Origin of the sequence: Gemmobacter nectariphilus DSM 15620 (assembly GCF_000429765.1) — a bacterium.
In the GTDB taxonomy this organism is placed as follows: Bacteria; Pseudomonadota; Alphaproteobacteria; order Rhodobacterales; family Rhodobacteraceae; genus Wagnerdoeblera; species Wagnerdoeblera nectariphila.
This window is the reverse complement of the sequence record NZ_AUCM01000006.1, coordinates 19,019-37,973: the sequence shown is the minus strand read 5'-3', so window position 1 is coordinate 37,973 and position 18,955 is coordinate 19,019. Positions and strand designations below refer to the sequence as shown.

The following is an 18,955-nucleotide window of genomic DNA, read 5'->3' as shown; positions in this document are numbered from 1 at the left end:
TCGGACTGAACCGGCGGGCGCGGGGGGCATCCCGCGCCCGTTTGCATGAAAGGGCCCAGCCATGACCGTTTCCCCGCCCGCAAGCCCCGCCGATCTGTCCGCCTCTGCCGCGCGCCGGGCGATGCGCGAGGGGCGCCTGACGGCGCTTGAGCTGACGCGCGCCTGTCTGGCCCGCATCGCTGTGCGTGACACTGCGGTGCGCGCCTGGATCACGCTGAACCCGCGGGCCGAGGCCGAGGCGGCCGCCATCGCCCCGGACGATCCGCGCCCGCTGGCCGGGATTCCGGTGGCGATCAAGGATGTGATCGACACGGCCGATCTGCCGACCACCAACAACTCGCCCCTGTGCGGCACCAACCGGCCAGGGCTGGATGCGCCCGTGGTGCAGATCCTGCGCGCGGCGGGTGCCATCGTGCTGGGCAAGACCGATACCACCGAATTCGCCGCCTGCGGGCGCGATGCGGCGACGGGCAACCCGCATGATCCGGCCCGCACGCCGGGCGGGTCATCGTCGGGCAGCGCGGCGGCGGTGGCGGATTTCCAGTGTCCCATCGGCATCGGCACCCAGACGGGCGGATCGACGATCCGGCCGGCCTCGTTCTGCGGGGTTGCGGCGCTGAAACCCAGCTGGGGCCTGATCTCGACCGAAGGGGTGCGCCGCTATGCTGTCAGCTTTGACACCATCGGGCTGTTCGTGCGCGACCCCGAGGATCTGGATCTGCTGGCCGATGTCTTTGCCCTGCCGCCCGCGCCGCCCGTTACTGCGGCCCGCCTGCGGCTGGGGGTGACGCTGACCCCCTATGCCGATCACCTGGAGCCAGAGGCCCGCGCCCTGTTCGCGGATCTGGCGGCACGGCTGGCGCCCGTGGCCGATCTGGTGCCGGTCGATCTGCCCGAGGGCGCAGCCGATCTGGACCATCTGCACCGCTGCATCCAGCATTGCGAGGGGGCTTCGGCCTTTCTCAATCTGTCGCGCACGCAAGGCACCTTGCTGCACCGCGAGTTCCATGACCGGATCGAGCATCGCACCGGCTTTACCCAGCGCCAGCATTTCGAGGCCTATGACCGCCTTGCCCAGCTGCGTCTGGGGGTCGAAGCGCAGCTGGCGCAGGTGGATGCGCTGATCGCACCTTCGGCCCCCGGCTTTGCCCCGCTGGGGCGGGGGCCGGGCAATCCGTTGTTCAACGCGCTGTGGACGGCGCTGCAGCTGCCGGTGATGAACGTGCCGGTGCCGGGCCACGATCTGCCGCTGGGCCTGTCGCTGATCGTGCGGCGCGCGTTTGACCGGCAGTTGCCGGACCTTGCCCGGCGGCTGATGACCGCGCTGTAGCCGGCCATGCAAAGGCCCGCCGCGATGGGCGGCGGGCCTTTGCCGTCTGGCTGAGCGGCCTAGTCCGACAGGAACTTGCCGCGGAAGAAGATCAGCGGCGCGCCGTCACCCTTGGCGCGCACGCCTTTGACGGTGCCGATGATGATCGAGATGTCGCCATGTTCGACCACCTTGTCGACGGCACAGTCAAAGACCCCCAGCGCGGCATTGAACACCGGCGCGCCGGTTGCCAGCGTGTCCCAGTCGCCCTCGGCAAAGACCTTCTCGCCCTTGCCGCCGAACATGTTGGCCAGCGCGGCCTGACCTTCGGGCAGGAAGTTCACCGCGAAATGCCCGCTTTCCAGCACAGAGGTCAGCGCCGAGGTCTTGCGGTCGATCGAGACCAGCATGGTCGGCGGGTTCGCCGTGACATGCGCGGCCGACAGGCCCAGAAAGCCGACCGGCCCGCCTGCGCCCCTCGCGGTGACAACGGTGGCGCCGATCGGGCGCTCGCCCAGGGTTTTCCAGAACTTGCCGATGTCGATATCGGCGCCGGTGGCTTCGAGGGTCATGTCTTGCTCCGTCATAAGGACGGGGCCCCGGACAGGCGCCGGGGCCCCAAGGCTGTGTGGACAGGATCAGTTGAAATCCTGCGGCTCGCGCTTGCGCACAAGCTGGCTCAGGGCAACGGCGGTGACAAGGGCGCCGCCATAGAACAGGTTCTGCACATAGGACTGGATACCCAGCATGGTCAGCCCGGTGATGCCGATCACGATGAAATAGACCGCAACCACCGATCCCATCGGGTTGAAACGGCCCGGCGTGATCGCCGTGGCGCCCAGGAAGGCGGCGGCAAAGGCCGGCAGCAGGAAGCTGTTGCCCGAATTGGGGTCCGCCGCGCCGATGGTGCCGGCATACAGCACCCCCGCCAGGGCCGCGATGAACGATGATGTCAGAAGCGCCGCCGCGCGCACCCGGTCCACCGGAATGCCGGACAGCCGCGCCACCTCGCGCCCGCGGCCGACGAACAGCAGCCGCCGCCCGGCCGCGGTATAGCCAAAGACATACCAGATCAGCAGCGCCATGCCGATGGCATAGTAGAAGGCCAGCGGAATGCCGAACAGCCGCGTGCCCACCACCCACATCACCAGCGCAAAGTCGATCCCGCCGATGGTGGCCGAATTGCTGATCCACAGCACGATGCCATTGACGAATGTGCCCGTGCCCAGTGTGACGATCAGCGAGGGGATGCGGAAGTAAAGGATGAAGAACGCATTCACCACCCCGACCAGCAGCCCGACGACCAGCGCCACGGGAATCGCCAGGAACAGCGACACGCCCAGCCGCGCGTTCAGGATCGCGATCAGCATCGCGGCCATGGTCAGCACGGCCGCAACCGACATGTCGAAATCGCCCGAAGTCAGCGGCACGATCAGCGCCAGCGTCAGGAACACCAGCACCGCCTGGGATCCCAGCATGGTCGAGACATTGCCCCAGGTGGGAAAGGTCTTGGGCAGCGCAAGGCCGAAGATGCAAAACAGCACCACCATGGCAACCAGCAGCGCATAGCTTTCGCCAAGGCGGGCCCAGTTGAGGGGTTTTCCGGTGGCTGGGCGGCTCATTCGGCGGCCTCCTTGATGTGGTCCACGGCAACGCCGGGGTGGATTGCCAGCGTCTCGTGCGAGATCGCTTCCTTGGTGATGCGCGCGCCCGTCAGCTCGCTGACGATGCGCCCCTTTGAGAAGACCAGCACCCGGTGGCACAGCTGCGCCAGCTGTTCGGGATCGGTCGAGGCGATCAGGATGGCCGAGCCTTCGCGCGCCGCTGCATCCAGCGCCTGGAACAGCCGTTGCCGGGCGCCGACATCCACGCCCTGGGTGGGCTCGTCCAGCATCAGCAGGCGGGGCCGGGTCTGAAGCCATTTGGCCATCAGCACCTTTTGCGCGTTGCCGCCCGACAACGCGCCAAGCCGCAGGCCGGGGCGGTTGGGGCGGATGTCATAGATGCCGCCCAGTTCCAGGCAGTGGCGTTCAATGGCGGCCCAGTCGATGCCGAACATGGTGCGGAACTTGCCCAGCACCGGCAGCGACATGTTGTCGGCGATTGACAGCGACCCTGCGCCCGCCCGGCCCAGACGGTCGGCCGGCAGAAAGGCCACGCCCCGCGCCATCGCCTTGCCGGGCGTCATGCCGGGCAGATCAAGGATTTCATCGCCCAGCACCAGTTGCCCCGCCGTGGCCGGATCGGCGCCATAGATCGCCTCTGGCACCCGGTCGAACCCCGACCCGATCAGCCCGGTCAGGCCCAGGATCTCGCCTTGACGGATTTCCAGGGTGACATCCTCGGCGGCCTTGGACACCAGCCCCCTGACCCGCGCGGCGACCGGACGATCTGGCGCCAGATCCTTGCCCGCCTGAAACAACGACACCTTCTGGCCCATGATCAGTTCCATGAAGCCTGCATGGTCGGTCTCGGCGGAATAGACCGTGCCGGCCAGCTTGCCATCGCGCAGGATCGTGGCACGGTCGGTGATCTCGCGGATCTCGTCGATGTCATGGGCGACAAGGATCACCGACACCCCGTTCGCCTTGACCGCCCGGATCAGCGAGAACAGCTGATCCACCCCCGCCTTGGGCAGGAAGGGGGTCGGCTCGTCCAGGATCAGGATGCCCCGGCCTTCGGGGGCATGGGTCTCGATCTCGTCAAAGGCACGGGTGATGGCGATCAGCGCGCGGTCGGCTTGGGGCAGGTCCGCCACGCGGGCCTGCGGGTCGATGGCGATGTCGAAGCGGTCGAACACCTCGGCCACCCGGTTGCGGGCGCGTGCCCAGTTGATCCGCCAGTTCTGGGCCGTGGCCAGATCGTTCAGCATCATGTTTTCCAGCACCGTCAGCGACGGGATCAGCGCCAGATGCTGATGCACAAAGGAAATGCCATTGGCCCGCGCCCCGCCGGCCGGCAGCGGAAAGGGCACGCCCTGACCGTAGAGGATCAGTTCGGCCCCCGGTTCGGGGGCGTGCAGGCCGGCAATCGTCTTGATCAGCGTGGATTTGCCCGAGCCATTGGCCCCCAGCAGGCCATGCACCTCGGCCGGCATGACGGCAAAATCCACCCCGTCCAGCACGCGGGACGTGCCGAACACCTTCGACACGTTGCGCGCATAGAGGGCCGGGGCCTCTCCGGGCACCCGCCGGGGCAGGCCATCGGCCGGAAGCGCCCCGGCCGCGCTCATTCCAGACCCCAGAGCTTGCGGTAGCCCGCGACATGGGCATCGCCATAGCCCTTGTCGAAATCGGCCGGCTTGCCAGCGGTTTCGGCGTTGGTCTTGTCAAAGATGAAAAACGGCACATACAGCTCGGTCGGCACTTCGGCCTGGCCGCAGAGCGAGCGCATATAGGCATCCAGCGACGAGCGGGCGATCCATCCCAGGCTTTCGCCGACATTCATCTGAACATCGCCGTTGCGCACCATGTCGATCACGAAGGGCGTGCCGTTGAACGAGGCGATCGGCACATCCGCCTTGCGCCCGGTGATCGCCAGCGCCGGCAGCACGAACTGGGCCATGGAATCATACAGCGGCACGATGAAGTTGATCGAGGGATCCTGCAGCAGCGCGCCTTGGGCCGAGGTCTGGATCTTGGTCGCCCAGTCGGCCACCGAGACGTTGACATAGGTTGCCTTCGAATCGGGGTCGAGCTTCTTCAGCGTGGCCTCGAACGACTTCCAGTAGGGCTGCGAGGGCATCACGTCGTCCGAGCCGATCACCAGCACATTGGCATTGCCGCCGGTCTGCTTGATCACCCAGGCGGCGACGATTTCGCCCACGCGGGTGAACGAGACGGGCAGTTCCACATCGGTCAGCGCGCTGCGATCGTTGGTCACGTCCAGATGGTGGGTCGCAAAGACCTTGAGCCCGGCCTTGCGCGCGGCGGTCAGCTGCGGGGCAAGCCCGTCGGGAACGATCCCGGCCACCAGATCGACGGCGTCATAGCCGTTCTGGATCGCGTATTCGATGCCCTGAACCCATTGGGTCGGCTGGCCCTGGTTCTGCCAGACGCGCAGTTCGAACCCGATTTCCTTTGCGACCTCCTCCATCGAGGCGACGATCCCGGCATTGAACGGAATCGCGGACGAGGTGGGGATGGTCAGGATCTTTTTCCCGGCCATGCAGGTCTTGGCATCGAAGGGCGTCCCCGGCGGGGCAAAGGTCGGGATCATGGAATGTTCGGCGATGATCGCCTCGGCGGCGGTCACATCGGCGGCGGCCAGTGCGGCGCCCGGCAGCAGGGCCGCGCCCAGCAGCGCGGCGGCAAGGGGGGCGAGGCGGCGTTTGCGCGGGGCGCGGTCAGGCGTGTTGGTCATGGTGGTCCCTGTTGCTGTCATTCTTGCCCGGTTCCCGCTTTGCCAGTGGCCGAAACGGTCCGGTTTCATGCCGACAGTTTGCGGCCAGCAGCAGGGCAGGGGTCAAATGCAGGTTTCTCGGCAGGGGGGGTGAGAAAATCTTAGCGGCCCGCCAAATTGACAGTCGGCCCGCGCCATCCGACCTTTGCCCCAAGGGCCATGACAGGAGTCGTCATGGCTAACCCATTGACGGGAAAAGGGTCTTGCGACAGTGACGATCAGCGAACATTCCGCCAGCCGTTCTGCGGGGCTGGCCGATTCCCTTGCCCTGACCACGGCCTCGCAGGTTGCGGCGACAACATCGGTGCTGGCCTTGACGGCCATTCCTACGCTTGTTGCCTCTGCCTTGGGCGTTGCGCCACATCTGATCGGCTATCAGGTCAGCCTGATCTATGCCTCGGGCATCTTCTTTTCGATGCTGGCGGGCGGAATGGTCAAGCGGCTGGGCGCGGGCCGTGTGGGTCAGATGGCGCTGATCCTGGCGGCGATGGGCTTTCTGGGCATGGCAAGCGGCACGCTTGCGGGCATTGCGCTGGGCTCTGTGCTGATCGGTGTGGGCTATGCGCTGAACAATCCGTCATCCTCGCATATCCTGTCGCGGCTTGCGCCGGCGGCCAAGCGCAACCTGGTGTTCTCGGTCAAGCAGGCGGGGGTGCCGCTGGGGGGCGTCGTTGCGGCGCTGGCGGTGCCGCCGCTGGCGCAGATTTTCGGCTGGCAGGCCACCATGCTGGCGATGGCGGCGCTGCCGCTTGGGCTGGCGCTGATCTACCTGCGCTTCATCCCGCATTGGGATGGCGACCGCCGGCCGGATGCGCCGGTCATGGGCGGGATCTGGCGGGGGCAACGGCTGATCTGGCGTATGCCGGGGCTGCGCTGCCTGACGATCCTTGGCTTTGTCTATTCGGCGGTGCAACTGTCGATGTCCTCGTTCCTGGTCGCCATGCTGATCGAGGAATTCCACTGGTCCGTGGCCGCCGCGGCGGCCGTTGCGGCGATCATGCAGGCGGGCGGGGCCTTTGGCCGGGTGCTCTGGGGGCTGGTGGCCGACCGCGTGGGGTCCGGCTTTCTGGTGCTGGCGCTGGTCGGGGCGTTGACGGGGATCGCGGGCCTCGGCCTTGGCCTGATTGGCGCTGTGCCGCTGGTCGGTCTGGCCATGGTGGTGCTGGCCGGGCTGTGCGGCTTGGGCTGGAACGGGGTGCTGCTGGCCGAAACCGCGCGGCAAAGCCCGGCGGGCGGCACTGTGACCGGCGAGGTTCTGACCTGGACCTTTGCTGGCGTGATGGCGGGGCCGGCCAGCTTTGCGCTGATCTATGGCATGATCGGCGATTTCAGCCATTCCTACCGGCTGTTCGCAGTGCTGTCCTTCATCGGCGCCGGGCTGGCGCTGGCGGAACATCTGCGCGAAAGCCGCGCCCGGGGCTGATCGGGCCGCTCAGGCCAGCCCGTGACGGTCCATCGCAAGGCTGATGGTGCGGGCGATATCGGCTCGGTGGGGCACGCAGCGCGGCACGGGGCCCGCGACCACGATCGACAGACGCCGGCCGGTCTTTGGCAACCCGATCGCAAGGCCGGCCAGATCGGGCACATATTCCGCGTTGCTCTGGTGATAGCCGCGCCGGGCGGCGGCGGTCAGTTCGGCCTCGACCGCCTCGGGGCTGGACGGGGTGGTGCCGGAATACACCGGAAAGCCGGACTTGCGATAGATCGCCTGCCGCTCTTCGGGGGTCATCTGCGCCAGCAGCGCACGGCCGGCCGAGCTGGCATGGATCGGCACGCATGACCCGACCTGCGCGAAATACCGCACGGGCTGTTCCGATTCGATCACATGCAGGAAGATGGCCTGCGTGCCGTTGGGCGCGGCAATCGCCGTGGTCTCGCGCGTGGCGGCGGCAACATCGGCGGCCAGATCGAACACGGCTTCGGGCAAGGGGTCGGCGCTGTCGATCTCGTCCAGCATCAATCGCCAGCGCTGGGTGGGGTAATAGCCGCCCCTCAGCCGTGGTTCATAAAGATAGCCGCGTTCGGCCAGTGTCGCGACAAGGTTGAACGTGCTTGACCGTGGCCAGCCCAGCCCGTCCGAGATTTCGGCCATGGTCGCGGGTAGCTTGCGCTGAGCAAAATATTCCAGCAGCTCCAGAACGTTCGATGCTTGCCTGACTTGCATGGCGCGGCCCCTGCTGCTGTGCAGGTCCATCATGCCAAACGGCAGGCCACCTGGCAATTCCGCATGGTGGCTTTTGCGTTCCGGTATCTGAATTCTGCCCTAATGCGCGCCGAACCCGTGCGAGACGATGATGTCCCATGCCTCGGGGGTCAGCAAAAAGGCCATGAAGGATTGCGCAACCGGGTTCGTCGCGCCCTGGCCCAGCAGCACCGCATCGCGCGGCTGGGTCGCGCCCGCGGTTCCCTCGGGGCCCATGGCATAGGTGATCTGCGACCCGGCCTCGGCCCGGCCGCTTTGCGCAAGGCGCGTGGGCAGGGCAGCGTCGGGGGCCAGCAGCACATCGGCTGCCGTGCCCTCCAGTGCCGGGGCGGGCGCCACGGTCAGCACCAGATCATGGCCGGTCTGTTCCGCGAAGACCTGCAACAGCACCGAGGCCACCGGCGCAAAGCCCGGATCGACCGCGACCACGGTATTCGACGCCCGCGCCGCAGGGGCAAACAGGGCCAACATCAGGCACAGGGCAACACGCCAGCGAGTCATCTCATCCTCTTGCGAATGCGGCATCCCAGTGGCCCAATGCCCGCCGCCGGTCAAGCGCGCGCTTGCACAAACGCCGTGCCTGAGCCAAGACAAGCCGACAGGGGGACGCGCCCATGCAGATCACCACGGTCGGCTTTGATGCCGACGACACGCTGTGGCACAACGAGACATTCTTTCGCCTGACGCAGGCGCATGTGCTTGGCCTGCTGGCCGACCATGCCGAGCGCGAGCATCTGGAACAGCGCCTGCTGGAAGCCGAGCGGCGCAACGTCGGTCACTATGGCTATGGGGTAAAGGGCTTTACCCTGTCGCTGATCGAAACCGCGATCGAGGTCACCGAGGGCCGGGTTCCCGCCTCGGTCATTGCCGAGATCATGGCCGCCGGGCGCGATCTGCTGGCGCATCCACTGGAACTGCTGCCGCATGCGCGCGAGGCGGTCGAGGCGCTGGCGGACAGTCACCGGATCGTGCTGATCACCAAGGGCGATCTGCTGCACCAGGAACGCAAGCTGGCGCAGTCGGGGCTGGGCGATCTGTTCCACGGGGTCGAGATCGTGTCGGAAAAGACCCCGCAGACCTATGCCCGCGCCTTTGCCACCCATGGCGACGGGGCGGATCGTGCGCTGATGGTCGGCAATTCGATGAAGTCGGATGTGCTGCCCGCGATCGCCGCAGGGGGCTGGGGCGTGCATGTCCCCCATGGCGAGGTCTGGGCGCTGGAACATGCCGAGGCACCGGCCGATCACCCACGGTTTCGTGAGCTGCCCGATCTTGGCGGCCTGACCTTGCTGATCGCCGAACTGGGCTGATTGTGGCCGGATTGTGGCGCCCTTGCGGCGGTAGGGTGGCGGCTGCGCAGGGCTAGTGTCAGGGGGTGTCCGGCCTACGACATCTGCGATGCGCGAAATAAAGCTGGGTCGGAAAGTTACTGATTTTTCCGGGTTTTCTGACGCACGGCCTTGTGCTAGCCTTTTGAAGTCATCCGGCAAAAAGACCGGAGTCGAGGCAGAACAAGGACAGATACCGTGATCGGGTCAGGGACGATGCGCCCGGGCGACCGTGCCCGCAGGCTTGCACTATCCGCAGTATTCATGGCGATCATGCTGCTCGCGCCGGTTCTGGCGGTGGCGGCGCCTTTTGCCGGGATCGTGATGGATGCGCGCACCGGCAAGGTGCTTTGGGAACAGAACGCCGATACGCGGCTTCATCCGGCATCTCTGACCAAGATGCTGACCCTGTATATCACCTTCGACGCGATCCGCCGGGGCGAGATTTCGCTGGACGACATGGTGACGATCTCGGCCAATGCGGCGGCCGAGCCGCCCTCGCGTCTGGGGCTGCGGGCCGGGCAGAAGATCAGCCTGCGCTATCTGATCCGCGGTGCGGCGATCAAATCGGCGAACGATGCGGCAACGGCGCTGGGGGAACATATCTCGGGGTCCGAATCGGCCTTTGCCGCGCGGATGAACCGCACGGCAAAGGCGCTGGGGATGACCCGGTCCACCTTTCGCAATGCCAACGGCCTGACCACCGAAGGCCATCTGTCCACCGCCCGCGACATGACGCTGCTGGGGCGGCGGCTGTTCTATGATTTCCCGGATTACTATGGCCTGTTTTCGCGCATCACCGAGGATGCGGGGATCGCCAAGGTATCGAACACCAACCGCCGCTTTCTGGAAAGCTATCGCGGCGCCGACGGCATCAAGACCGGCTACACCAATGCGGCAGGCTTCAACCTGACGGCTTCGGCCGAGCGGGGCAACAAGCGTCTGGTGGCTACGGTGTTCGGCGGTACCTCGACCGCGCAGCGCAACGTGCGCATGTCCGAACTTCTGGACATCGGCTTTGGCAATGCCCCGGCCACGGCGCGCACCACGCCGCCGCCGCCGGTGGCGCTGGACCAGATCGCCGAGGCCGAGCCGGCAACCCCGACCGGGGCTGGCAAGACCATCCGCCTGAAGATGGCCCGCGACAGCTCGCCCCGCCCGGCGCGTCGCCCGCAACTTGTGGGGGCCGAGGCCGTGGCCCAGGTGACCAGCGGCGTGGCCGATGTGCTCGCCGGGCTGACCGACGAGCCCAAGGCACCCGAACCCGCACCGCTGGCATCGGTCGCCCCGCCGCAGGCGCGGCCGGCCGATCTCGTCGTTGCTGCGGCCGAGGACGATCCCGAACTCGAGGAAATCGCCGCCGATCCGCCCGCCGATGCGCCCCCGGTCGAGGTGGCCACTGCTGCGCCGGAACCCGTGCCCTTCCGCGTCGTCGATCCTGCGGGCCAGACGCTGGCCCTGCCGGGCGAGGCAACGACCGAAGACTTTGCCGCAGACGGCGAGCCCGAGGACCTTCCCGCCCCGATCGCCGAAGATGCCGACGCTCTGCCTGGCGCGGTGCGCACCGCCGCGGCCCTTGTCGTGCCGACGCTGACCGATTCGGGCCCATCGCGCCGCCCCCGCGCCCGTCCCGGCGAAATCGTGATGACCATGGCCGCGGCCGAACCCGCCGCCGAAGTGCCGCAAAAGATCGAACGCACCTCTGCCGTCGCCGCCGCCGCAGGCGAGGTGGTCAGCCGCGTCTCGACCTCGGGCGGGCGGCATTGGGCCGTGACGCTTGGCAAGTTCAACAGCCGTGGCACCGCCGAACGCGCGCTGCTGCAGACCGCGCTGTCGGAAACCCGCGCGCTTGATGGTGCCTTGCGCAAGGTCATCCAGCGCGGCCCCGGCTGGGAGGCAACCTTTGCCGGTCTGACCCAGGATCAGGCGGATCTGGCTTGCCGCCGGCTGCAGGCCCGCGCTATCGCCTGCTTCACACTCGGGCCGTGAGGAGCCTTGCCTTGGATTACGTCTTTCCCCCGCCACCGGTTCCCTCGCTTGCCATTCGGGGCAGCGAACAGCGGTTTGCCGTGCGCCGCATCTTCTGTGTGGGGCGCAACTATGCCGAACACGCCAAGGAGATGGGCGCCGACACGCGCGAGCCGCCGTTCTTCTTTGCCAAACCCGCCGATGCGCTGGTTCCGGACGGGGCCGTCCTGCCCTGGCCCATGGCGACCTCGGATCTGCATCACGAGGCAGAGCTTGTGGTCGCGATCGGTGCCGCTGGCCGCAACCTGACGCCCGAGGCGGCAGGCGCGCTGGTCTGGGGCCATGCGCCGGGCATCGACCTGACCCGCCGCGACATGCAGGCCGAAGCCAAGCAGATGCGCCGTCCGTGGGACATGTCCAAGGGGTTCGACCAGTCGGCGCCCTGCGGCGCCCTGGTGCCGGTGTCGGAAACCGGACCGCTGAGCGCCGCCCGCATCCTCTGCACGGTGAATGGCCAGATCCGCCAGGATGCCGATATCGCGGACATGATCTGGGACGTGCCGCATATCATCTCGCATCTGTCGGGGCTGGTGGAACTGGCGCCGGGCGATCTGATCTTTACCGGAACGCCCGCCGGTGTTGGCCCGATCCTTCCGGGCGAGACCTGCCGCGTTGAAATCGCAGGTCTGGGCGCGGTCGGGGTTCGCATCGGCTGACCCCCCGTTCTCGGGCATTGCGCCGATGGGGATGACCCGGCTAGGCTGCCCCGGCATTATCCTGTCCGGGGCCACCATGCGTTTGATGTCTTTCGTTGCCAGCCTTGCCTTTGCGTTTCCGGCCTTGGGCGCCGACATTTCCACCCAGCCGTTCCAAAGCGGAGATGGCGCGATCATCCGCGTCAGCGGCCAGTTCGATGCAGGCGACGACAAGAAGCTGACCCGCGCGCTGCTTGACACCCACGGCGAGCAGGTGGTGGTGTTCGAAAGCCCCGGCGGCAGCCTTCTGGCCGGGCTTGCCATGGGCCGCGCGATCCGCATTCAGGGTGCCCATACGGCGGTGGACGATGGTGCGGCCTGTGCCTCGGCCTGCGGTCTGGCCTGGCTGGGCGGGGTGCGCCGGCTGATGGGCCATTCTGCCAAGGTGGGTTTTCACGCCGCCTATTACGTCGACGATCAGGGCCGCGCGATTGAAACCGGGCAGGGCAACGCGCTGATCGGTGCCTATCTCAACCAGCTGGGCCTGTCGGAAAAGGCGGTGCTCTATATCACCCAGGCGGCGCCGGCCGAGATGACCTGGCTGAACTTCGACGATGCCGACGATCTGGGGATCCCCGTGCGCCCGCTGGGCGGCGCCGCGCCGACCCCTGCCGCCGCGCCTTCGGCCCCGCCGCAGGCATCGCCGCCGCGCGAGGCGCCCAAGGCCGTCTGGCGCATCAAGGGCAATGTGTCAGGCGGCTACATGAATGTCCGCTCGGGCCCCGGGACCATGCATGGCGTTCTGTTCACCGTGCCGGCTGGTGCGCGCGGCGTGCAGGTCGATGGCTGCCAGCCCGCCGATCCGGGCGGCGGCACATACGACTGGTGCCGGATCGTGTGGCAGGGGCAAGCGGGCTGGGTCTCCAGCAACGGGCTGGAACAGTAGGTCTGACCGCAGGATTGGCGGGGTTCACCCCACCGCACCCCCGGCCAGAATCGCCCCTGTCGCCGCCAGCAGCGCCGCACATTCCGCGCTGGTCCCGACCGAGATCCGCAGCCAGTCGCAAATCCGCTCTTGCCGGAAATGCCGCACCAGAATCCCCCGCTCGCGCAGCCCGGCCAGAATCGCTTCGGCCGCCATGCCGGGGTGATGGGCAAAGACGAAATTCGCAGCCGAGGGCAGCACCGTGAACCCCTGCGCCCGCAGCCCCTCGGCCATCGCCTCGCGGTCGGCCATCACCTGCGCGCGCGTGCGGTCGAACCAGTCGCGGTCCTGCCAGGCGGCCAGGGCACCGGCCAGCGCCAGCCGGCCCAGCGGATAGGAATTGAAGCTGTCTTTCACCCGCACCAGCCCCTCGATCAGATGCGGCTGCCCAAGCGCCAGCCCGACCCGCAGCCCCGCCATGCTGCGCGATTTGGAAAAGGTCTGCACCACCAGCAGGTTGTCATGGGCCGCGATCAGCCCCGCCGCGCTTTCGCAGCCAAAATCCACATAGGCCTCGTCCACGATCACCACCACATCGGGATTGGCGCGCAGCACCGATTCGATGGCCGCAAGGCCCAGCGGAATCCCGGTCGGCGCATTCGGATTGGCAATCACGATCCCCGCACAGGGGCCGCGATAGAGGCCCACATCGCAGCCGAAATCCGCATCCAGCGGGATCAGCCGGTGCGGCAGGCCATAAAGCGTGCAATAGGTCGGGTAAAAGCTGTAGGTCACATCTGCGAACAGCACCTCTCCGCCGCCACCGAAAAAGGCGTTGAAGGCATGGGCCAGCACCTCGTCCGACCCGTTGCCCGCGAACACATGCGCCGGGGTCAGCCCGAAACTCTCCGCCACCGCCGCCCGCAGATCGCCGGCCACCGGGTCAGGATACAGCCGCAGCCCGTCGCCGGTCGCGGCCCGGATCGCCTCGATCGCGCGGGGCGAGGGGCCATGCGGGTTCTCGTTGGTGTTCAGCTTGATGAACTGCCGGTCCTTAGGCTGCTCGCCAGGGACATAGGGCACCAGCGACCTTACAAGGGGGCTCCAGAATCGGCTCATGCTGCACCTCGGGACTTGCCTGCCCCGGGGGTATCCCGCGAAGCGTGCCAGCCTGCAAGGCCCCAGACCTGACGGGCCGCGCCCCGGCCCGCCGGGATCTGCCTGCCCGCATACTGGCCACCGTCGCTTCCCGGCCCGCTGCCAAGTTGCTTCCTGACCCGATGGCGCCGCCCGGCGCACCCGCCAGGGACCTCGATCAAGGCGAACAGATCGCGCGACCAACAAGCCCCGCCCGCACCCGACCCCGCGCGCGCTCTGCCTCTTTGCCTTTTTCCAAATACCCATCCCCGGCCGGGGCCAGGCGCCGGCCCCCGACCATCGCGCGCCCTCAATCCATGCGGATCGCATCCTTGTCGATCGACAGCACATAGCCCTTGCGCGCGATCGTCTTTATCAGCAGCTCGCTGACCATCTGGTTCCCCAGCGCATCGCGCAGGCGCTTGATTCGCGTGGCCCCCGCGGCTTCCTCGCAGTCGGCGGCATTCTTGCCGGAAATCATCGCCTCGATCTGCGCGCCGTTCAGCACCTCGTCATCCATCCGCGCCTCGGCCAATACGGCCAGCGTTTCGATGGCGGCGGCGGTCAGGGGAAATTCCATGCTGTTCAGCGTCACGGTATTTTCCGCCCGGCTGATCGCCAGCGAGGCCACCTGAATCCCGGCCTGCCGCATCTCGCGCAGACGCTGGTTCAGCGCGACGATGGTGACCAGAAACACCAGCGCCGCCACCAGCAGCGCCGAGGAAAACACCAGCAGCACGAAGATCACCATCCGGTAGCTGACCAGCACTTCGGAAAAGGCCGTGCCGGACTGGGCCAGAATCTCCAGCAGCTTGATCTCGGTCGCGCCGCGCAGCTGGTCGTTCTCGATGAACAGCCGCTCGATCCGGGTGTTGAACGCATTCGCGTCGGGCAGGTTCAGGAACAGGAACACCGCCGCCGCCAGCAAGATGACGACCACCGCCGCCACGCCCAGCGTCACCGTGCGGCTGCCCCGCCGCAGCGCCTCAATAGCGGAGGAAGTAGGCGCCGGCATTGCCTTTCCTTTCGCTCAGACCCTCAGGGCCGAAAACGCCGATGACGTTCAGCAAGGTCCATCCTTGCGCGGCCAGGCGCGGGGCAATCTCGGCCTGTGCCGCGCGCGGGGAACAGGCGCCGTCAGACACCTGCATCACGCCGTAATGCAGACGCAGGGGGTTGTCCTGCTTGGCCTTGTAATCGGCATAGCAGTCGGCCTGCGCAGGCAGCGCAAGCGCGGCGGCCATCAGGGCCGCAAGGGCTAGGGTGCGGGGCATCGGGGCCTCCTTCCGGGTGATGGGGGCAGGATGGCGGCTGGCACGCGGTTATGCAATGTCCGGCCCTCTGGCGCGCGTGTCATCACATGACAGGCGGGGTTTTGCGCGCCTGTTATGTGATGACAGGGCGGTGATTTTGCCTGACACGGCGCTGCGGGCCAGGGTGACCCCATCCCGACCGGGACACATCTCGGCGGATCACCCGAAAGGACAACGCCATGACCATCTTCCGCCCGGCCACCCGCAAGATCGCAACCGCCCTTGGTGTCGCCGCCATTGCGATGGGCGCCATGACCGCTTCGGCGCTTCCGGCCCGAGCCGAGCCTGACGACATGATGAAGGTGATCGCGGGCGTGGCCGCCATCGCCATCATCGGCTCGGCCCTCAATGACAATGACCGGCACCACCGCCCCGCGCCGGTGATGCGCCCCGAGCCTCCCCGTCCGCAACCCGGCTGGCACCAGCCCCGCCCGCAGTATCCTGGCTGGCACCGCCATGAACCCCCGCGCCCGCCGCTCGTCTATCCGCGCCCCTATCCCTGCGGCCCCTATGGGTGCGCCCGGCCGGCGCCCGGCTACGGCTACTATCAGCCCCGCCCGCAGCCCTATCCGCATTACGATCACCACTACGACCCGCGCCGCGACCGCGAGGTGATGCACCCCAGCCGGTGATTCCCTTCGCCTTGATCCAAATATCCTGCGGGGGGAGGCGCCGGCCCTGCCGGCGCCCGGGGGGCGCAAAGCCCCCCGTTCGCGCTTGACCATTGCGCGCGCCCGGCGGGCAGGGCATCACCGACCCATGCCCGATTTCAGCTTCGAATCCGCCGCCCGCGCCCTTGGCGCCACCCGCATCGCCGGGGTCGACGAGGTGGGCCGCGGCCCGCTGTGCGGCCCGGTTACCGCCGCCGCCGTCATCCTCGACCCCGCCCGCATCCCCGACGGGCTGGACGACAGCAAGGCCCTGTCCCCCGCCCGCCGCGCCCGCCTGGCCGAGCAGATCGCCGCCACCGCGCAGGTCTGCGTCGCCCATGCCAGCGTCGAGGAAATCGACCGCCTCAACATCCTGCAGGCCAGCCACCTTGCCATGTGCCGTGCCCTCGCCGGACTGCCCGAGATGCCAGACCATGCGCTGATCGACGGCAATCGCCTTCCGCGCGATCTGCCCTGCCGGGGCGAGGCCGTGGTGAAGGGCGATGCCCGCAGCCTCTCGATTGCTGCTGCCTCGATCATGGCCAAGGTCGCGCGCGACGCGATCATGGTGGATCTTTCGCAACAGTATCCCGGATATGGCTGGGACCGGAACGCAGGCTACCCGACCAGGGACCACCTTCAGGCGCTTCTAGATTTGGGCGTGACCCCCGTTCATAGGCGTTCGTTCCGCCCAGTGCACAATATCTTGTATCAAGTCAAAACCGTAACCCCTTGATTCAATAAAGAATTTGACGACGAATCAGGTTTGAATCAGACTCGGCCTCACAACAGCGCGATCAACGCGCGGGACTTAGAGGCAGAAGATGGCTGTAAAAACCAAGGCAACGGAGGCGCCCGCGCTTCCGCTCAACCAGATTTTGGCGGGCGATTGCATCGAGATGATGCAGTCCCTGCCCGAGGCGTCGATCGACCTGATCTTCGCTGATCCGCCCTACAACCTGCAGCTGAAAGGCGAGCTGCATCGCCCGGACAATTCCCGCGTCGATGCGGTGGATGACCACTGGGACCAGTTCTCCAGTTTTTCCGCCTATGACCGCTTCACCCGTGACTGGCTGGCCGCCGCACGGCGCCTGCTGAAACCCAACGGGGCGATCTGGGTGATCGGCAGCTATCACAACATCTTTCGCGTCGGGGCGGCGCTGCAGGATGCCGGCTACTGGATCCTGAACGATGTGGTCTGGCGCAAGTCGAACCCCATGCCGAACTTCCGCGGCAAGCGGCTGACCAACGCGCATGAAACGATGATCTGGGCCTCGAAATCCGAAGCCGCGAAATACACCTTCAACTATGACGCCCTCAAGGCGCTGAACGAAGGCGTCCAGATGCGCTCGGACTGGGTGCTGCCGATCTGCACCGGGCATGAGCGGCTCAAGGATCAGAACGGCGACAAGGCGCATCCGACGCAAAAGCCCGAATCGCTGCTGCACCGCGTGCTGATCGGCTCGACCAACCCGGGCGATGTGGTGCTGGACCCGTTCTTTGGCACCGGCACCACCGGCGCGGTCGCCAAGATGCTGGGCCGCAACTTCATCGGCATCGAACGCGAAGAGGCGTATCGCCAGGCCGCCACTGCCCGCATCGCCCGTGTGCGCCCCTATGATGCCTCGGCGCTGGAAACCTCGGCCTCGAAACGGGCCGAGCCCCGCGTGCCCTTTGGCCAGCTGGTCGAACGCGGGATGCTGCGTCCGGGCGAGGTGCTGGTCGGCCCGCGCGGCTCTACCGCCAAGGTGCGGGCCGATGGCACACTGGTCGGGGACAGCATGACCGGATCCATCCATCAGGTCGGCGCCCATTACGAAGGCGCCCCCAGCTGCAACGGCTGGACCTACTGGCACTTCAAGCGCGAGGGCAAGATGGTGCCCATCGACTTCCTGCGCCAGCAGATCCGCGCCGAACTGGGCGAGCCCTGAACCAATCGGCCTTCCGCCGGTGTTCCGCGGCCGTGGCCGCAGGAACACGCCTGCCGCGCCTGCAAGGGCGCGGCCTTTTTGCGTCTGCCGGTCCGCTGCGTGATCGGCTAAGCCCATCTCCAGCATGACCATTCTTGTTGCAGACATCGGGGGCACCAATGCCCGCCTTGCGCTGGGGCAGCACAGGCTGCGCCCCGGCACGCTGATGCGGCTGCGCATCGCGGACCATGCCGGGCTCGATGTCGCGCTCGATCACTATCTTGCCGCGCAGGGCAACCCGCCGCTGTCCGGCGCCTGTCTGGCCGTTGCGGGGCCAGTGTCGGGCGGACAGGCCCGGCTGACCAACAGTGGCTGGACCGCCGATGCCGCCCGCCTTTCCGCGCGGCTTGGCGCCCCGGTCACGCTTCTGAACGATCTGGCCGCGCTGGGTCATGCCTTGCCGCATCTTGGCCCTGGCGCCTCACACCTGCTGCAACCGGCCCGCACATCGCAATCCAACGGCCAGTCCGTGGTTCTCGGCCTTGGCACAGGCGTCAACGTCGCCGCGGTGATCCAGCGCCCCGGCCAGCCCGCCGCGATTCTCGCGGCCGAGGCCGGGCACCTCGCCCTGCCGCACCGCATCGCACAACAGCTGTCGGCCCGCATCGGCGCCAACCTAGCTGACTTTCCCACCACCGAAGATCTGTTCTCGGGCCGCGGCCTGTCCCGCCTGCACCAATGCCTGCACGGTCCCGCCCTGCCACCCGAGGCGCTGGCTGCCGACCCCCGATACCATGACACGTTCGCGCTTTACGCCCACCTTCTGGGCCTCTGGCTTCAGGACATCGCCCTGATCACCCTGCCGCAAAACGGCATCTGGCTGGCAGGCTCAGTTGCTCAGGCCCTCGTCCGTGCAGGGCTCGGGCCGACCATCGCCACCACTTTCAGCGCCCCGAACCCCAACAAGGGCCCGCCCTGCGACATGGCGCTACACCTCATCACCGACGATCTCGCCGCCCTGACCGGCTGCCTTGCGGCCATCCAAGGCGCCTAGACCCGCCTTTCACCTTCTGAAAATACCCTCGGGGGGCGGGGCCGACAGGCCCCGGCGGGGGG

General features: G+C 67.4%; 19 protein-coding genes. 10 read left to right on the top strand and 9 right to left on the bottom strand.

What is annotated here, in order from left to right; all coding sequences use genetic code 11:
• Positions 1-61 precede the first annotated feature (61 nt).
• A complete protein-coding gene (locus G481_RS0106900; protein WP_028029375.1) occupies positions 62-1,330 on the top strand; it encodes an amidase in 1,269 nt (422 codons plus the stop codon).
• 59 nt (positions 1,331-1,389) lie between these two features.
• Here G481_RS0106900 and G481_RS0106895 read toward each other — a convergent pair whose 3' ends face one another.
• From G481_RS0106895 to G481_RS23080, 4 genes are all read right to left on the bottom strand, one after another.
• Entirely contained in the window at positions 1,390-1,881 is a 492-nt protein-coding gene (locus G481_RS0106895) for a flavin reductase family protein (RefSeq protein WP_028029374.1), read from the bottom strand.
• Positions 1,882-1,947: 66 nt separating this feature from the next.
• Positions 1,948-2,931, bottom strand: coding sequence for an ABC transporter permease (locus tag G481_RS23090; RefSeq protein WP_051294357.1), 984 nt, complete (start codon positions 2,929-2,931; stop codon positions 1,948-1,950).
• Positions 2,928-4,541, bottom strand: a complete 1,614-nt coding sequence (locus tag G481_RS23085; protein WP_051294356.1) for a sugar ABC transporter ATP-binding protein — start codon at positions 4,539-4,541, stop codon at positions 2,928-2,930. Before G481_RS23085 ends, G481_RS23090 begins: the two co-directional genes overlap by 4 nt.
• The gene (locus G481_RS23080) at positions 4,538-5,671 is read right to left on the bottom strand and encodes a sugar ABC transporter substrate-binding protein (RefSeq protein WP_051294355.1); all 1,134 of its coding nucleotides are present in this window, start codon (positions 5,669-5,671) and stop codon (positions 4,538-4,540) included. Before G481_RS23080 ends, G481_RS23085 begins: the two co-directional genes overlap by 4 nt.
• Before the next feature lie 250 nt (positions 5,672-5,921).
• Between G481_RS23080 and G481_RS23075 the strand changes: the two genes are divergently transcribed.
• Complete coding sequence (locus tag G481_RS23075) at positions 5,922-7,133, top strand: MFS transporter (protein WP_051294354.1); 1,212 nt, start codon at positions 5,922-5,924, stop codon at positions 7,131-7,133.
• A gap of 9 nt (positions 7,134-7,142) precedes the next feature.
• On the opposite strand, the gene G481_RS0106870 is transcribed toward G481_RS23075, so the two are convergent.
• Together G481_RS0106870 and G481_RS0106865 are read right to left on the bottom strand one after the other, a co-directional pair.
• Positions 7,143-7,874, bottom strand: coding sequence for an IclR family transcriptional regulator (locus tag G481_RS0106870; protein ID WP_028029373.1), 732 nt, complete (start codon positions 7,872-7,874; stop codon positions 7,143-7,145).
• A gap of 99 nt (positions 7,875-7,973) precedes the next feature.
• Positions 7,974-8,414, bottom strand: a complete 441-nt coding sequence (locus G481_RS0106865) for a substrate-binding domain-containing protein (protein WP_028029372.1) — start codon at positions 8,412-8,414, stop codon at positions 7,974-7,976.
• Positions 8,415-8,527: 113 nt separating this feature from the next.
• On the opposite strand from G481_RS0106865, the gene G481_RS0106860 reads away from it, so the two are divergent.
• The 4 genes from G481_RS0106860 to G481_RS25035 all read left to right on the top strand — a co-directional run bounded on the left by G481_RS0106860 (position 8,528) and on the right by G481_RS25035 (position 12,850).
• Positions 8,528-9,223: an HAD family hydrolase gene (locus G481_RS0106860; RefSeq protein ID WP_028029371.1), complete on the top strand. Its 696-nt coding sequence runs from the start codon at positions 8,528-8,530 to the stop codon at positions 9,221-9,223.
• A gap of 282 nt (positions 9,224-9,505) precedes the next feature.
• The gene (locus G481_RS0106855) at positions 9,506-11,230 is read left to right on the top strand and encodes a serine hydrolase (protein WP_245594936.1); all 1,725 of its coding nucleotides are present in this window, start codon (positions 9,506-9,508) and stop codon (positions 11,228-11,230) included.
• A gap of 11 nt (positions 11,231-11,241) precedes the next feature.
• Positions 11,242-11,925 (top strand): fumarylacetoacetate hydrolase family protein, encoded by a 684-nt coding sequence (locus G481_RS0106850; protein WP_028029369.1) that lies wholly within the window; start codon positions 11,242-11,244, stop codon positions 11,923-11,925.
• Between the two features lie 76 nt (positions 11,926-12,001).
• Positions 12,002-12,850, top strand: a complete 849-nt coding sequence (locus G481_RS25035; RefSeq protein WP_051294353.1) for an SH3 domain-containing protein — start codon at positions 12,002-12,004, stop codon at positions 12,848-12,850.
• Between the two features lie 24 nt (positions 12,851-12,874).
• On the opposite strand, the gene G481_RS0106840 is transcribed toward G481_RS25035, so the two are convergent.
• From G481_RS0106840 to G481_RS0106830, 3 genes are all read right to left on the bottom strand, one after another.
• Positions 12,875-13,948 carry a pyridoxal phosphate-dependent aminotransferase gene (locus G481_RS0106840; protein WP_028029368.1) on the bottom strand — a complete coding sequence of 358 codons (1,074 nt, stop codon included), beginning with the start codon at positions 13,946-13,948 and terminating at the stop codon, positions 12,875-12,877.
• A gap of 328 nt (positions 13,949-14,276) precedes the next feature.
• The gene (locus G481_RS0106835) at positions 14,277-14,981 is read right to left on the bottom strand and encodes a winged helix-turn-helix domain-containing protein (protein WP_028029367.1); all 705 of its coding nucleotides are present in this window, start codon (positions 14,979-14,981) and stop codon (positions 14,277-14,279) included.
• Entirely contained in the window at positions 14,953-15,240 is a 288-nt protein-coding gene (locus tag G481_RS0106830; protein WP_028029366.1) for a hypothetical protein, read from the bottom strand. The genes G481_RS0106835 and G481_RS0106830 overlap by 29 nt, the downstream gene beginning before the upstream one ends.
• A 218-nt stretch (positions 15,241-15,458) precedes the next feature.
• Here G481_RS0106830 and G481_RS25030 point away from each other — a divergent pair, with 218 nt between their 5' ends.
• From G481_RS25030 to G481_RS23060, 4 genes are all read left to right on the top strand, one after another.
• Positions 15,459-15,911, top strand: a complete 453-nt coding sequence (locus G481_RS25030) for a hypothetical protein (protein ID WP_051294352.1) — start codon at positions 15,459-15,461, stop codon at positions 15,909-15,911.
• Between the two features lie 127 nt (positions 15,912-16,038).
• Positions 16,039-16,665, top strand: coding sequence for a ribonuclease HII (locus tag G481_RS0106820; RefSeq protein ID WP_028029365.1), 627 nt, complete (start codon positions 16,039-16,041; stop codon positions 16,663-16,665).
• An 88-nt stretch (positions 16,666-16,753) separates the two neighbouring features.
• On the top strand, positions 16,754-17,860 hold the full coding sequence (locus G481_RS0106815) for a site-specific DNA-methyltransferase (protein ID WP_028029364.1): 1,107 nt from the start codon (positions 16,754-16,756) through the stop codon (positions 17,858-17,860).
• Between the two features lie 124 nt (positions 17,861-17,984).
• Positions 17,985-18,893: a glucokinase gene (locus G481_RS23060; protein WP_035025383.1), complete on the top strand. Its 909-nt coding sequence runs from the start codon at positions 17,985-17,987 to the stop codon at positions 18,891-18,893.
• Positions 18,894-18,955 lie beyond the last annotated feature (62 nt).